Consider the following 15,216-nt stretch of genomic DNA (forward strand, 5'->3'; position numbering starts at 1 on the left):
AGAGTTGATGCGTGATCACCGCACCGCAACTACGCGCCGCGCGTGCGCTACTCGGCCTTGACCAGCGTCAGTTGGCCGAGCTGTGCGGTTTGTCGGTGCCCACCATCCAGCGCATGGAAGCCAGCGATGGCACCGTGCGCGGCACCGTGGATTCGCTGATGAAGCTGATCGATGCGCTGGAGCGCGGCGGCATCGAGTTGATCGGCGAGGGCCAGATCAGCAGCGGCGGACGCGGCGTGCGCCTGAAATCGCCGGCAGCGCCATCGGAACCGGGCCTGCCATGATGCTCGACGCACTCGTGCTGCCACTGGCCGGCGTCGCCGTGCTGGCGGCGCTGGCTTCGGCGGCGGTCAGTCTGGCCGCGTCACGCTGGCCGCGGGTGCTGTCGTGGCTGAGTTTTCCGCTGCTCGGCGTGTGTGCGCTGGCGGCGCTCGCGTCCGGCATCGATGCGCTGTGGTTCGGCGGCGCGCATCAGGCCGTGCTGCCGCTGGGCCTGCCGTGGCTGCCGTGGGAAGTCAATGTAGACCCCCTGACCGGTGTGTTTCTGCTGATCCTCGGCGCGGTCCTGCTGGCGGTAGCGGTTTATGGCCCCGGTTACGCGCGCGAGTTCCGCAACGGGCGCGATTCTCTGGCCGCGCTGGGCGTGTTCACCGCGCTGTTCGTGCTCGGCATGCTCGGCGTGCTGCTGGCGGCGGATGCCTTCCTGTTCATGGTGGCCTGGGAGCTGATGTCGCTGGCCTCGTATTTCCTGGTGGCGTTCCAGCACGAGCAGGCCGAGCACCGCCATGCCGCGTTTTTGTATCTGCTGATGGCACACGTGGCCGGGCTGGCGATCCTGCTGGCCTTTGGCGTGCTGGCCGCGGCCAGCGGCAGTTTTTCCTTCGCGGTGATGCGCAGCATGCATCCCGATGCGTTCTGGGCCGCGGTGGCTTTCGCGCTGGCGTTGCTGGGTTTTGGCACCAAGGCCGGTCTGGCGCCACTGCACGTGTGGCTGCCCGAGGCGCATCCGGCCGCGCCCTCGCACATTTCCGCGCTGATGTCGGCGGTGATGCTGAAGGTGGCGCTGTACGGCTTCCTGCGCGTGGTGTTCGATCTGCTCGGCCCGCCGCAGTGGGGATTCGGCGTGACCTTGGTGCTGGTCGGCGGCGCCACCGCGGTGATGGGCGTGCTGTTCGCATTGCAGCAGACCGATCTGAAGCGCCTGCTGGCGTATTCATCCATCGAGAACCTCGGCATCATCTTTCTGGCGCTGGGGCTGGCGCAGATCTTCCAGGTCGCCAGACATCCGGCGCTGGCCGCGCTGGCGCTGGTGGCCGCGCTGTACCAGGCGCTCAATCACGCGCTGCTCAAGGGTTTGCTGTTTCTCGGCGCTGGCGCGGTGCTGCACGGTGCGCACGAACGCAGCCTCGAGCACCTCGGCGGCTTGCTGCGGCGCATGCCGCGCACCGGCTGGTTTTTCCTGATCGGCTGCCTGGGCATGGCGGCGGTACCGCCGTTGAACGGTTTCGTCTCCGAGTGGCTGACGTTCCAGGCGGCGTTGCAGGCGTGGCAATTGCACGACAGCCTGCTGCGCATCCTGGTGCCGCTGGCGGCGGCGGCGCTGGCATTGACCGCGGCGCTGGGTGCCGCCGTGTTCGTGCGCGCCTTCGGCACGGCCTTTCTCGGCCGCGCCCGTTCGCGTCAGGCACGGCACGCGCACGAGGTCGGCCGCGGCATGCTGGCCGGACAGGCGCTGCTGGTCCTGGGCATCGCCATCGCCGCGCTGCTGCCGGGCCCGGTACTGGGCCTGCTGGCACGTGCCGCGACGCAGTTGACCGGCGCCGCGGTCAGCGGCGACGGCTGGCTGTGGCTGACGCCGATCAGCCCGAGCGTGGCCAGTTACGCGCCCCTGCCGATCCTTGCGGTCCTGCTGGTCGTCGGCGCACTGGGCGTGGCGCTGCTGCGCCCGCGGCGGCGCGCGGCGATACGCCGCGCCGTGCCATGGGATTGCGGCTTCGCGCCGCCGACACCGCGCATGCAATACAGCGCGGCGGGCTTTGCACAGCCGCAGCGCCGCGTGTTCGCGCCGCTGTATGCGTTGCACGAGCAAGTCACGCCGGGGCGTTACGAACAGGCCGTCGGTGATCGCGCCTGGCGCCAGCTGTACCTGCCGCTGGGCACGCTGACCGATCGCGTCGCCGACCTCGCCCGGCGCATGCAGGCCGGGCACGTGCGGCGTTATCTGGCCTGGTCACTCATTACTCTGCTGGTGTTGTTGTGGATCGTGTCCTGACCTTGACTGCCGCGCTGTTGCAGCCGCTGCTGCTGCTGGCGGCGGCGCCGCTGCTGGTGGCGTGGATACGCCGCGTCAAGGCGCGCCTGCAGAATCGCCGCGGCGCGCCCCTGCTGACCCCGTATCGCGAACTGCGCAAGCTGCTGGGCAAGGAAGCCGTGGTGGCGCGCACGGCCTCGCCGCTGTTTCGCATCGCGCCGTACGTGGTGTTCGCCGCCACCTTGCTGGCGGCGGCGGCGCTGCCGGTGCTGAGCACGCTGCTGCCGGGCGCGCGCGTCGCCGATGCGATCGCGCTGATCGGCCTGCTGGGCCTGGCGCGCATCATGCTGACGCTGGCCGGGCTGGATGCCGGCACGCCGTTCGGCGGCATGGGCGCCTCGCGCGAGATGCTGGTGACGACCTTCGCCGAACCCGCGCTGCTGCTGGTGGTGTTCACCCTGGCGATGACCACGCACACCACCAACCTGGCCAGCATGGCCGCCAGCACGCTGGCCGGCGACAGCGTGCTGCGGCCTTCGTACATGTTCGCGCTGGCGGCGCTGCTGCTGGTGGGCGTGGCCGAATGCGGGCGCATTCCGGTGGACAACCCCAGCACGCATCTGGAACTGACCATGATCCACGAGGGCATGCTGCTGGAATACAGCGGCCGCCATCTGGCGCTGATGGAGTGGGCGGCGCAGCTCAAGCTGGCGCTGTTCGCGGTGCTGACCGTGGACCTGTTCCTGCCATGGGGGCTGGCGACGCGCCTGACCCCGCTGACCCTGCTGGGCGCGCTCGCCGCGCTGGCGCTGAAGCTCGCGGCGCTGGGCGCGCTGCTCGCGGTCAGCGAAACAGTGCTGGCCAAGATGCGCCTGTTCCGCGTGCCGGGCTTCCTGGCCATGGCGTTCCTGCTGGCATTGCTGGGACTGTTCGCGCACGTGATTCTGGAATCGGCGCTGTGAGTCTCGCGGCGCTGCCGCTGCTGGATCAGGCCGTGCTGGTGCTGGCGGCGATGGCCTTGTTCAGCGCCTTCGCGCTGCTGGCGCAATCGCGGCTGCTGTCGGCGATCCACGTGTTCGCCTGGCAGGGCGCGCTGGTCGCCGCGGTCGCGGCACTGACCGGCGCCGCCAGCGGCGATGTGAATCTGTACATCTCGGCGGCGATCACCTTCGTGCTCAAGGTGCTGCTGATTCCATGGATGCTGCACCGCCTGGTGCGACGCCTGGCGCTGGAACGCCAGGCCGACCCGCTGCCCTACCCCGCGCTGACCTTGCTGGCGGGCGCGGCGATCGTGGTGTTCGCCGACTGGGTGGCCGCGCCGGTGGCGCAATTCGAGCACTCGGCCACGCGCAACGTCATCGCCATCAGTCTGGCCATCGTGCTGCTGGGCATGCTGACCATGGTGGTGCGCCGGCAGGCGCTGGCGCAGGTGCTGGGCTTCATGGCCATCGAGAACGGCCTGTTCCTGGCCGCGGTGGCCAGCACCCATGGCATGCCGCTGGTGGTGGAGCTGGGCGTGGCCTTCGACGTGCTGGTGGCGATGGTGCTGTTCGGCGTGTTCTTTCTGCAGATCAAGGACAGCATCGACACCCTGGATATCGACCGCCTCAGCCAGCTCGCCTCCAGTGTCGAGCAGGACGACGACACGGAGTCGCCACGATGATCTGGCTGCTGCTGACCGTGTTCACCCCGCTGGCCGGCGCGCTGCTGCTGCCCTTGCTGCCGCGCGTGAGCGTGGCCGGCTGGCTCAACCTCGCGCTGTGCGCGCTCAGTCTGGTCGGCGCGCTGGGGCTGGCGATCGAGGTGTTGCTGCACGGCAGCCTGGCGGGAGACTCGTTTCGCGTCGATGCCTTCAATGTCTATCTGGCGGTGCTGACCGCGTTCGTCGGCCTGACCACGGCGATCTTCTCGCGCCCGTACATGTACTACGTGCACAGCGAGGAAAAGCGCGTCAGCCGCAACGGCATGCGCCTGTACCACAGCATGTATCAGGGCTTTTTGTTCACCATGCTGCTGGCGCTGACCACCGACAACCTCGGCATCCTGTGGGTGGCGGTCGAGGGCGCCACGCTGACCACGGTGCTGCTGGTGTCGCTGTACCGCACGCCCGCGGCGATCGAGGCGGCGTGGAAGTATTTCATCCTCTGCGGCGTCGGCATCGCGCAGGCGCTGTTTGGCACTGTGGCACTGTATTTCGCCGCGCAGCACGCGCTGCCCCCAGGCGCCAATGGCTTGAGCTGGAGCACGCTGTACGCCATCGCACCGCATCTGGAGCCGCGCGTGATGGTGGTGGCCTTCGTGTTCCTGCTGGTGGGCTATGGCACCAAGGTGGGCCTGGTGCCGCTGCACAGTTGGCTGCCGGACGCGCATTCGGAAGGCCCCACGCCGATGTCGGCGGTGCTGTCCGGCCTGCTGCTGAACGTGGCGCTGTACGCGGTGGTGCGCATGAAGATGCTCACCGACGCCGCGCTGCTGCACAGCGACTCGCCGCAGTTGGCCGGGCATCTGCTGATGGGCTTCGGTCTGCTGACGTTTCTGGTCGGCGCGATTTCGTTGCACAGGCGCCGCGACATCAAGCGACTCTTCAGCTATTCGTCGATCGAACACATGGGCCTGATGACCTTCGGCTTCGGCGTGGGCGGCCCGCTGGCCACGTTCGCCGCGCTGCTGCACATGCTGGTGCACTCGCTGACCAAGAGCTCGATCTTCATCAGCGTCGGCCACGCCACGCACATCGCCCGCACCCAGCGCATCGAGCGTATCCGTGGCTTGATCCGCACGCAGCCGGCGGTGGGCTGGAGCCTGTTGCTGGGCGTGGTCGCCATCGCCGGCTTTCCGCCCTTCGGCATCTTCACCAGCGAGTTCCTGCTGCTGGTGGCGACGATGCAGGCGTGGCCGTGGCTGACGCCGCTGCTGGTGCTGGGCCTGCTGGTGGCCCTTGCCGGCCTGTTCCGCGCGGTGCAACCGATGGTGTTCGGCGCCGCGCCGGTGGGCCAGTACCCGGTGCGCGCCAACATGCTGCCGGTGATCCTGCAACTGGCCATGGTGCTGATCCTCGGCATCGCCATTCCGGGCGTGCTGGCGCACTGGCTGGATCAGGCCACGCAATTGATCTCGGGCAGGCCGCTGCTGTGAGCACTGCACTGACCGACGTGACCCTGCTCGCGCGCCTGCGCGCCGCGCTGCCGGGCCGCGTTGCGCCGCCACAGGTGGCGCATGCCGAGGCGCTGCTGCCGGGGCGCACGCTGCAGTTGCAGGCCCGTGATTGGGCCAGCGCCGCGGCGGCGCTGGCGACATTCGGCGCGCGTTTCTCCGCGCTGTGGATCGACCACGGTGTGCGGCCATGGCAGGGGCTGGCCTTGTTCGCCGATGGCGGCGACTACCTGCTGCTGCATGCCGAACTCGACAGCCCGAACCCGGCCCTGCCCAGCCTGACGCCACACTTCGCCGGCGCCGCGCGCAGCGAGCGTGGCTGGCACGACCTGCTGGGCGTGGACTTCGTCGGCCATCCCGACCCGCGCCGCTGGTTGCGCCATCAAGCCTGGGGCGAGCACGAATTCCCGCTGGCTGCGCCGACGCAACCGCCCGCGCGCACCCCGGCCGATACCACGTACCCGTTCACGCGCGTGGCCGGCGGCGCCGTGCACGAGGTCGCCGTCGGTCCGATCCATGCCGGCACCATCGAACCAGGGCATTTCCGTTTCGCCACCGTCGGCGAGCAGGCATTGCAGCTGGAATTGCGCCTCGGCTATGTCCACCGCGGCGTGCAGAGCATCGCCTGCGGGCGTGACGCGGCCGGGCTGCTGCGCCTGGCCGCGCGTGTCAGCGGCGACAGCGCGGTGGCGCACGCCTGGGCGGCGGCGATGGCGCTGGAACACGCGGCGGGTGTCACGCCGCCCGCGCGTGCGCTGGCGCTGCGCGCGGTGCTGGCCGAGCGCGAGCGCGTGGCCAATCATCTCGGCGATGCCGCCGGCATCGCCAACGACGTCGGTTTCAGTTTCGCGCACGTGCAGTTCGGCGCATTGCGCGAGCGCTGGCAGCGACGTAGCGCCGAGTTGTTCGGGCATCGCCTGCTGTTCGATGTACTGACGCCGGGCGGCGTGCGCGTGGACGTGGATGCCGCGGCGATCGCCAGCCTGCGCGCCGATCACGACGCATTGCGCGCGGTGTTGCGGCCGCTGATCAACATCGTGCTCGATCACCCCTCGCTGGACGACCGCCTGGTTGGCACCGGCGTACTCGGCGCCGGCGACGCGCGCGCGCTCGGCTGTCTCGGCTACGTGGCGCGCGCCTCGGGGCAGGATCTGGATGTGCGCCGCGATGCGCCCTATGCGCCGTATGACCGGCTTGGCGTGCGCGTGCCGGTGTACACGCAGGGCGATGTCGTCGCACGCCTGCGCGTGCGTCTGGATGAAATCGGCATCGCGCTCGACCTGCTCGATGCGCTGCTTGCCGATCTGCCCGCCGGCGCGACCATGCTGACCTGGGCTGCCCCCGCGGGTGGCGGCACGGGTCTTGGCCTGGTCGAAGGCTGGCGCGGTGAAACCGTGGCGTATGTGCGCCTGGATGCGCTGGGTCGCGTGAGTTGCTATGCGCCACGCGATCCCGGCGTGTTGAACTGGCCGGCGCTGGAGCGCCTGTTGCCGGGCAACATCATCCCGGACTTTCCGGTATGCAATAAATCCATCAACGGCAGTTACGCCGGCCACGATCTGTAAACGCCCATGCTGCGCATCCTCAACCGCATCGCCCGCACCGGCAACCTGACCGAGCCGCTCGACGCCTCGGCATCGCTCGAGGCACTGGGCATCGCGGTGCGGCGCACGCTGGATGCGCGCTTCGCCGGCAGCCTGGCGATCCGCCACATCGATGCCGGCTCCTGCAACGGCTGCGAGCTGGAAGTGCAGGCGCTGGGCAATCCGTACTACGACCTCGAACGCTTCGGCATCCATTTCGTGGCCTCGCCGCGCCACGCCGACGCGCTGCTGGTCACTGGCGTGGTGACCCGCCACATGCAGGCGGCGCTGCTGGATGCCTGGCAGGCCATGGCCGAGCCGCATCTGCTGATCGCCGCCGGCAACTGCGCCTGTGATGGCGGTGAATTCGGCTGCTCCTACGCCAGTCTGGGCGCGGTGGAAAACGTGCTGCCCGTGGATGTGCGCATTCCGGGTTGCCCGCCCACGCCCGTGGTGTTGTTGCGCGGCCTGCTGGCGGCGCTGGGACGCACGCGCTGAGGACGGTTCAGCGCATCCGCTGCGCGCGTGGGCGCAAGGCAATCGCTCAATCGCCCTGGGTCACATCCGGCAGGCCGGACACCAGCCACCACTGCTTGTCCTTGGCATCCCAGCGCCAGGTCTGCTTGTCGGTGATGTCGCGCACGGTCTGCGTATTGCGGTTGATCAGCCCGATTCGCACGACTTGCCGATAGGTGTCGGGCGTACCCGGCAGCGTACCCTGCACCTCGTAGCTGGCGACGCGCAATTGCGCGTAGCGCGCAATCTCGAACTTGCTCAGCGGATGCTCGCGGCGCAACTTGGGCTCGATGAATGTTGCGCCGGCGACGATGCTGTCCCAGCGCAGCGCCGTGGAGTAGTCGTCGAGGGTTTTCTGCAACGCGTCGGCGCGGCGATCGGTGGCGCAACCAGCCAGCAGCACGGCGACCAGGGCGAGCACGAGCAGCGGGCGCAGGCGCATGGCGATCCTCAGGTCGAGCGCGGCAGACGCGCGACGTAGCGCGCCTGCAGCAGCGTGGCCGGTTCACCCGCGCTTTCGGCGCTGGCGCGGATCTGCAATCGCGCCTTGCCGCGCGCGGTCAGCGCGGCGAAGAAATCATCCCAGTGCTCGCCATCGTCCAGATGCGCAACGGCGTGCAGCTCGCCCCACACCGGCGCCACGTAGCGCAGCGTGGAGTCCTGCACGAACACCTCGCAGTGCAGCCCGCGTGCCTCCAGTTCCAGCTCGACCAGCGCCCAGCCCGCCAGCGTCAGCAACGACGCCAGGCTGCCGCCGAAGGCACAGCCCTTGTCGTTGATGTTGGGCGCCAGCGGCGCGCGCAGGCTGAGCATGCCGTGGGCGTGCACACCCGGCTGCAAGTCCATGGCGGCGGCCAGCGGAATCTCGGCGCGCATGCGCGCGACCAGGCGTGCCAGCGCGCCATCGGCGCTGACGAGGTTGGCGGAATCGTGCAATCGGGTATTCATGGACGGCGAGTGTGACCGGCCCGCGCCAGAGCCACAAGCCGCAGCCGGCACGCGGAGCCTGCGCCAGCAGCCTGTCGGGCTTTGCTGGTCGAGGCGAGCATGCGGCTGGCGCGGACCGCTTTTCGACGCTGCGCCGGCGCATGCTGGTTCCATGGGCCAAGCAGCGGCGGAAATGCGGACCACACCGACGGATTCGCAGCCCGGTCGGGCAAAGTCCGCCGGACTGCTAGCATCGCTGCGCATGAAGGTCTCGGTTTCCGATGTCGTCGCGACGCCGGCGCATGCGTCCTTGCGCGGCGCCACGCTGGTACTGACGCGCGCCGCCGGCAGCGCGCGGCATGAGGCGCAGCGCGTGCGCGCACTGGGTGGACGCGCACTGCTGCTGCCGGGTTCACGGCTGGCGCCGGCTGCGGATGCCAGCGCCGCGCGCGCCGCGCTGCACGCGGCATTGCGCGCGCCACTGTGCATCTTCGTTTCGCCCGCCGCGGTGCGCGCCGCGGCGCGGCTCGATGCACTCGCGCCCGGCCGCCGCACACGCGTGCTCGCCGTGGGCGCGGCCAGTGCGCGCACGCTGCGACGTCACGGTCTGACCGATGTGGAATTCCCCGCGCGCGCCGACAGCGAGGGCCTGCTGGCGTTGCCGGCGTTGCAAGCGCCGTTGACGCGCGTGGGCCTGGTCGGCGCCCCAGGTGGACGCGAGCTGTTGCCGCAGGCACTGGCCGCGCGCGGTGCGCGCGTGCTGCGCGCCGAGGTGTATCAGCGCCTGCCCGCGCGTCTGGACCGGCGTCACCTGGAGCCACTGCGGCGCACGCGCGCGCCGCTGTACGTGCTGCTGTCCAGCAGCGAGGCATTGGCGCATCTCATGCGCTCGCTGCCAGCCGCAGCGCGTGCACGGCTGCTGACCGCCAGCGTCATCGCCAGCGGCGCGCGCGTGGCGGCGCAGGCGCGCGCCGCGGGTTTCGCGCAGGTACATCAAGCCCGCTCGGCGCTGTCCGCCGACTTGCTCGCGGCCGCCGGGGCCATCCACGCGCAACGCGCGCTGGGTCACGGCACGAGAACCTGACTGGTTGCGCCCGACAGGCTGCTAGCATTCCACCATGGACGAGACTTATATCCCCGCGCACCCCGAGCCCCCGCGCAGCCGCTGGCGCCGGCTGTGGTGGTGGCTGCCGCTGCTGGTCGTACTGCTGCTGGGCGCGGCACTGTGGCAACTGCGGCAGACCGATCACGCGGCACGGCAGGCGCTGAGCCTGAGCCGCAGCCAGAACGAACGCATCGACACACTGCAGGATGCGCTGGGCAACCTGCAGCAGGAGCGTGCGGGACTCAGCCAGCGCCTGGACGACGCCGCCGCGGTGAACCGCGCCTTGCGCGAAGAGTTGCTCGGCCTGCGCGAGCGCACGCGCACGCTGGAAGACGCCGTGGCCGCGTTGGGCGAGAGTCGCAACGGCGGCACCCAGGCGCTGCGCCTGGATGAGGCCGAGTTCTTGCTGCGCATGGCGCAGGAGCGCTACAGCCTGTTCCACGACGCCGGCGGTGCGCTGGATGCAGCGCGCCTGGCCGCGCAGGCGCTGAGCGGCGTCAACGCGCCGGTCTATGCGCCGTTGCGTGCCGATGTTGCTGGCGTGATCACGGCGCTGGAGAACCTGCAGCCGATCGCGCGCGCGGCCCAGCTCGACGTGCTGGGCCAGCTGCGTGCGCAGGTGTGGGCCTTGCCGCTGGCGCCCGGCGCGCAGCCCGCTGCGCGGCAAGCCGGGGTGCTGGCGCGGATCGGTCACGCCCTGGCGGGCCTGGTGCGCATCCGCCGCATCGACCAGGCGCCGCTGTCCGGCGCCGGCAGCAACCTGCTGCACGAGATGCTGGCACTGGATCTGGCGCAGGCGCAGGCTGCCTTGCTGGCCTGGGACGGCAGCACGTATCAGTCCGCGCTGGCCGACGCGCGCGCCTTGCTGCAATCGCGCTTCGATGCGCGCGCCATCGCCACGCAGAACTTCAGCGCGCAAATCGAAGCGCTGAAGCCATTGCCCGCTGCGCCGCTGCCGCAACTCGCCGCCACGCTCACCGAGCTGCGCCGCCTGCGCGCGCTGGAAACCCTGCGCGCGCCGGTGCCGGTCGCGCCTGCCAAGGGTGCGCGCAGATGACGCTGTGGCGCTGGGCACTGTGGCTGCTGCTGGTCGCTCTGGTTGCCGGCCTGGGCTGGCATGCACTGGCCAGCGATCCGGGCTATGTGCTGTTGCGCTTCCATGGCTGGCAACTCGAAAGCACCGTGGTCGCGCTGGCGCTGCTGATCCTGTTGCTGTGGATCGTGCTGGGCCTGGCCTGGCGCCTGCTGCGCTGGCCGTTCGGCGCCATGTCGCGACGCCACCGGCGCATGAGCCGCAAGCGTTTTTCCGAGGGGCTCATTGCGCTGATCGAGGGGCGCCACGGCGAGGCGCAGCGTGCGCTGACCCGCGCCGCGCGCTTCGGGCCACTACGCGCACCGGCGCTGCTGGCCGAAGCCGAGGCCGCCTATCGACGCGGCGAGGCCACGCGCGCACTGGAAGCCCTGGACGAAGCCAGCCAGCAGGCGCCACGTGCCGCGCGCGTGCTGCGCGCGCGCGTACTGCGCCGCGAAGGCCGCGCCGAGGAAGCCCTGGCCCTGCTGGTCCCCGCTGCCGAAAGCCAGCAGTTGCCGCCAGCCGGCTGGGTGGAACTGGCCGAAGCCGCACTGGCCGCCGGCCGCACCGACCGCGCGCGCAGCGCGCTGGAGCCATTGCGCGCCAGCGCCGCGTTGAGCGCCAATGCCTACGCCGAACTGGAAGCACGCGTACTGGCGCAATCCATTGCCGAGACCCATGGCGCCGGTGCCATCAACGCGCTGTGGGCCGACTTGTCGCGCGCGCAGCGGCGCCCACCCGGCGTGGTGGCTGCCTACGCGCGCCGCGCCGCGCAGTTCGGCGCCGGACTGGCGGCCATGGACGAAATCGAAACCGCGCTGGCGCGGCACTGGGATCCGCAATTGCTGGACGCCTGGGCCGAGCTGGGCGAGCCCGACACCCTGCCGGTGCGTTTGCAGCGCGCCGAGCACTGGCTGGAGGCGCATCCCAATGATGCCGCGCTGCTGACCGCCATCGGCCAGCTGCAACTCGGCCTGCGTCGCCCCGGTGCCGCGCGCGAAGCGCTGCAGCGCGCGCTGGGCCTGGCGCCGAGCGCACGCGGCTGGGAACTGCTGGGGATGGCACTGCAAGCCCTCGGTGAGCATGCCGATGCCTGCCACGCGCTGCTCAATGCGCTGCGCCTGAGCCAGGGTGAAGCCAGCCAACCGCTGAGCACCCCGGGGCGCATGAACACGCGCCCGATCGCGGTCGAGCAGCGCGACGAACAGGGGCTGCCTCGGCTGCCGGAATAAGCCGCGACTTGCGCCGCGCGCGTGGCGCTGGATGCGCAAAACCTGTTTGCCTGGACCTGCGCCATACGAAACTTGTGCGCGGTGCGCGAGTCCAAACCCTCGGGCAACATTCCAGATCACGGGTTCGCCGTGCGCAGGGTGCGCTGCGGCGTTGGCTAGACGGGCGTGGCGCACGCCCACTTCGGGGACCAACTCATGCATCCATCGCTTGGCAAGACTCTGACATTGACCCTGCTCATGACGCTGGCCGCGGGCGGCACGCTGGCCACGGCCGCGCCTGCTGCGGCGCCAGGTCCCGCGCGGGTCGCGCCAGCCTTGTTCCAGGATCTGCACTGGCGCCTGATCGGTCCGTTCCGCGGCGGACGCGTGCTGGCGGTCAGCGGCGTGCCGCAGCATCCGCAGCGCTTTTACTTCGGCGCGGTCGATGGCGGCGTCTGGCGCAGCGACAATGCCGGACGCACGTGGACGCCGATCTTCGACGCCGAACCGGTGGGCTCGATCGGCGCGCTGGCGGTGGCGCCCTCCGACCCGGACGTGATCTATGTCGGCACCGGCGAGGCCGACATGCGCTCGGACATCGCCATGGGCGATGGCATGTGGAAATCCACCGACGCCGGGCGCACCTGGACGCATATCGGCCTCACCCACACGCAGGCGATCGGCAGCGTGCTGGTTGACCCGCATGATCCGAACATCGTCTACGTCGCCGCGCTGGGCCATCCCTACGGCCCCAACGCCGAACGCGGTGTGTTCAAGACCACGGATGGCGGCCGGACCTGGCAGAAAGTGCTGTACAAGAACGCCAACACCGGCGCCATCGACCTGGCCTTCCAGCCCGGAAATGCCAGCGTGATCTACGCCGCGCTGTGGCAGACGCGGCGCCCGCCGTGGAACGTGTATCCGCCGTCCAACGGACCGGATTCCGGGCTGTACAAGTCCACCGACGGCGGCGCGCACTGGCGCGAGATCAGCCAGCCCGCGCACGGCTTCGCCGCACAGCCGGGGCGCATCGGCGTGGCGGTGGCGCCGTCCGACCCGCAACGCGTGTACGCCATGGTCGATGCCAAGGCCGGTGGCCTGTACCGCTCGGACGACGGCGGCGCGCACTGGACGCACGTCAGTTCCGACGTGCGCATCTGGCAGCGCGGCTGGTATTTCGGCGGCATCACCGTCGATCCGCGCGACAGCGATGTGGTCTACGCGGCCAACACCGCGCTGTACGAATCGCGCAACGGCGGCAAGACCTTCGTGCCGGTCAAGGGCGCGCCCGGCGGCGATGACTACCACACACTGTGGATCGACCCGCGCGACCCGGCCCACCGCATTCTGGGCGTGGATCAAGGTGCGGTGGTCAGTGTCGATGGCGGCAAGACCTGGTCGAGCTGGTACAACCAGCCGACCGCGCAGATCTATCACGTCACCACCGACAACCGCTTTCCATTCTGGGTGTGCGGCGCGCAGCAGGACTCCGGCGCGGTGTGCCTGCCCAGCCAGAGCGAGCACGGCGTCGACGGCATCAGCATGATGCAGTTCCACGAACTGACCGCGGGCGGCGAGAGCGGCGAGATTGCGGTCGATCCGCACGATCCCGATCTGGTCTACGGCAACAGCTACAACGGCTCGGTGGACAAGTACGACCAGCGCACCCAGCAGACGCAATCGGTCAACCCGACCCTGGCCTGGCCGGGCCTGTATCGCGCCACCTGGACGCTGCCGCTGGTGTTTTCTCCGGCGCAGCCCAAGGCGTTGTACTTCGGCAACCAGCGCGTGTTCCGCACCCTCGACGGCGGCGCGCACTGGGCGCCGATCAGCCCCGACCTGACCCGCCGCGACCCGGCCGTGCCGGCCAATCTCGACGCCAGCACCGCCGCCGACAGCCCCATCGCCGGACCACGCCGCGGTGTGGTGTACAGCATCGCGCCCTCGCCGCTGGATGCCGGCTTGGTGTGGGCCGGCACCGATGATGGCCTGCTGTGGGTGACGCACGATGGCGGCGCGCACTGGAGCAACGTCACCCCGTCCGCGCTGACGCCGTGGTCGAAGGTGGCCGGCATCGCACCCTCGCCGCGTCATGCGCGGGTCGCCTACGTGGCCATCGACCGGCACCGGCTGGACGATTTCCACCCGTATATTTACCGCACGCGCGATGGCGGCACATCCTGGCAGGCGATCACCCACGGCATTCCGCCGCGTGATTTCGTCAACGTGGTCACGGTCGATCCGGTGACGCCAGGCCTGCTCTATGCCGGCACCGAGTTCGGCGTGTTCGTCTCGTTCGATGACGGCGATCACTGGCAGCCGCTGCAGCAGAATCTGCCGGTGACCTCGGTGCGCGATCTGCTGGTCAAGGACAACGATCTGGTGATCGCCACGCACGGACGCGGCATCTGGATCATGGACGACATCACCCCGCTGCGGCAGATGGCGGCGGCTAGCGCCGCGCCGGGCACGTATCTGTTCGCACCACTGGCGGCCTATCGCGTGCGTCCGCTGGGCTTCGCCGGCACGCCGCTGCCGCTGAGCGAACCGCGCGGCAAGAATCCGCCCAGCGGCGCCTACATCGACTACGCGCTCAAATCACCGGCGCACAGGGTGAGCCTGAGCATCCTCGACGCCGCCGGCCAGGTCGTGCGCCGCTACAGCAGCGCCGATGCGTTGCCTGGCATCGACCTCACCAAGATCCAGATCGCGCCGGTGTGGGTGCAGCAGCCGACACCACTGGCGACCACGCCCGGCATGCACCGTTTCGTGTGGAATCTGCATTGGGCGGCGCCGGCGGCGCTGGCCCCGCACGGGGTGTGGAGCGATGGCGTGTGGGCCGCGCCCGGCGCGTATCGCGTGGTGCTGGATGTGGACGGCCAGCACTTCACGCAGCCACTGCGCGTGCTGCCCGATCCGCGCGTGCGCGGCATGAGCGCCGCCGATTACGCCGCGCAGTTCAAGCTGGCGCAGGCGATTGAAACCGATCGCGCCGCGCTGGCTAGTGCGCTGCGCGGCGCCGCGCGCCTGCAAAAGGCACTCGCGCAGGTCAGTGCCACGCTGCCCGCCGCGCAGGCCGCGGCGCTGGGTGCGTTTCGCGCGCGCCTCGCGGCGCTCAGCGACATCCCTGCGCCCGATCCGTCGAACTCGGTGGGCACGCCGCCCACGCATCTCGACAGCCTGACCGCGCTGGCCGCGCGCATGGACAGCCTCGAGCACGCGGTGGACAACGCCGACGTGCCGCCGACCCGCGACGCCGAGCTGGGCTTCCGCATGGCCCACGCGACCCTGCAGCAAACCCTGGCACGCTGGCGGCACTTGCGTGGTCCCGAGCTGGCCACGCTCAACGCCAGCCTGCACGGGGCAGGTGCCGCGCCGATCCGCGATTGAGCCCTGGC

13 protein-coding genes are annotated in these 15,216 nt (G+C 70.3%); 11 read left to right on the top strand and 2 right to left on the bottom strand.

The window, feature by feature from the left end; all coding sequences use genetic code 11:
- Positions 1–11: 11 nt before the first annotated feature.
- From Mschef_RS00805 to Mschef_RS00835, 7 genes are read left to right on the top strand one after another with little or no spacing between them, the layout of a single operon-like run.
- On the top strand, positions 12–284 hold the full coding sequence (locus Mschef_RS00805; protein ID WP_081125966.1) for a helix-turn-helix domain-containing protein: 273 nt from the start codon (positions 12–14) through the stop codon (positions 282–284).
- Positions 281–2,272, top strand: a complete 1,992-nt coding sequence (gene hyfB, locus Mschef_RS00810; protein WP_136256545.1) for a hydrogenase 4 subunit B — start codon at positions 281–283, stop codon at positions 2,270–2,272. Before Mschef_RS00805 ends, hyfB begins: the two co-directional genes overlap by 4 nt.
- On the top strand, positions 2,257–3,213 hold the full coding sequence (locus Mschef_RS00815) for a respiratory chain complex I subunit 1 family protein (protein ID WP_081125967.1): 957 nt from the start codon (positions 2,257–2,259) through the stop codon (positions 3,211–3,213). The genes hyfB and Mschef_RS00815 overlap by 16 nt, the downstream gene beginning before the upstream one ends.
- On the top strand, positions 3,210–3,914 hold the full coding sequence (locus tag Mschef_RS00820) for a formate hydrogenlyase (protein ID WP_081125968.1): 705 nt from the start codon (positions 3,210–3,212) through the stop codon (positions 3,912–3,914). The genes Mschef_RS00815 and Mschef_RS00820 overlap by 4 nt, the downstream gene beginning before the upstream one ends.
- The gene (locus Mschef_RS00825; RefSeq protein WP_081125969.1) at positions 3,911–5,386 is read left to right on the top strand and encodes a hydrogenase 4 subunit F; all 1,476 of its coding nucleotides are present in this window, start codon (positions 3,911–3,913) and stop codon (positions 5,384–5,386) included. Before Mschef_RS00820 ends, Mschef_RS00825 begins: the two co-directional genes overlap by 4 nt.
- On the top strand, positions 5,383–6,969 hold the full coding sequence (locus Mschef_RS00830; protein ID WP_197686703.1) for a hydrogenase large subunit: 1,587 nt from the start codon (positions 5,383–5,385) through the stop codon (positions 6,967–6,969). The genes Mschef_RS00825 and Mschef_RS00830 overlap by 4 nt, the downstream gene beginning before the upstream one ends.
- Positions 6,970–6,975: 6 nt before the next feature.
- Positions 6,976–7,485, top strand: a complete 510-nt coding sequence (locus Mschef_RS00835; protein WP_081125970.1) for an NADH-quinone oxidoreductase subunit B family protein — start codon at positions 6,976–6,978, stop codon at positions 7,483–7,485.
- A gap of 46 nt (positions 7,486–7,531) precedes the next feature.
- On the opposite strand, the gene Mschef_RS00840 is transcribed toward Mschef_RS00835, so the two are convergent.
- Together Mschef_RS00840 and Mschef_RS00845 are read right to left on the bottom strand one after the other, a co-directional pair.
- The gene (locus Mschef_RS00840) at positions 7,532–7,945 is read right to left on the bottom strand and encodes a hypothetical protein (protein WP_081125971.1); all 414 of its coding nucleotides are present in this window, start codon (positions 7,943–7,945) and stop codon (positions 7,532–7,534) included.
- Positions 7,946–7,953: 8 nt separating this feature from the next.
- On the bottom strand, positions 7,954–8,451 hold the full coding sequence (locus Mschef_RS00845) for a YiiD C-terminal domain-containing protein (protein WP_081125972.1): 498 nt from the start codon (positions 8,449–8,451) through the stop codon (positions 7,954–7,956).
- Positions 8,452–8,692: 241 nt separating this feature from the next.
- On the opposite strand from Mschef_RS00845, the gene Mschef_RS00850 reads away from it, so the two are divergent.
- The 4 genes from Mschef_RS00850 to Mschef_RS00865 all read left to right on the top strand — a co-directional run bounded on the left by Mschef_RS00850 (position 8,693) and on the right by Mschef_RS00865 (position 15,208).
- A complete protein-coding gene (locus Mschef_RS00850) occupies positions 8,693–9,514 on the top strand; it encodes a uroporphyrinogen-III synthase (protein WP_081125973.1) in 822 nt (273 codons plus the stop codon).
- Positions 9,515–9,548: 34 nt separating this feature from the next.
- The gene (locus Mschef_RS00855; protein ID WP_081125974.1) at positions 9,549–10,592 is read left to right on the top strand and encodes a uroporphyrinogen-III C-methyltransferase; all 1,044 of its coding nucleotides are present in this window, start codon (positions 9,549–9,551) and stop codon (positions 10,590–10,592) included.
- Positions 10,589–11,839 carry a heme biosynthesis protein HemY gene (locus Mschef_RS00860; RefSeq protein ID WP_081125975.1) on the top strand — a complete coding sequence of 417 codons (1,251 nt, stop codon included), beginning with the start codon at positions 10,589–10,591 and terminating at the stop codon, positions 11,837–11,839. The genes Mschef_RS00855 and Mschef_RS00860 overlap by 4 nt, the downstream gene beginning before the upstream one ends.
- Before the next feature lie 195 nt (positions 11,840–12,034).
- Positions 12,035–15,208: a VPS10 domain-containing protein gene (locus Mschef_RS00865; protein WP_242426406.1), complete on the top strand. Its 3,174-nt coding sequence runs from the start codon at positions 12,035–12,037 to the stop codon at positions 15,206–15,208.
- Positions 15,209–15,216: the final 8 nt, after the last annotated feature.

It is taken from the genome of Metallibacterium scheffleri (assembly GCF_002077135.1).
In the GTDB taxonomy this organism is placed as follows: domain Bacteria; phylum Pseudomonadota; class Gammaproteobacteria; order Xanthomonadales; family Rhodanobacteraceae; genus Metallibacterium; species Metallibacterium scheffleri.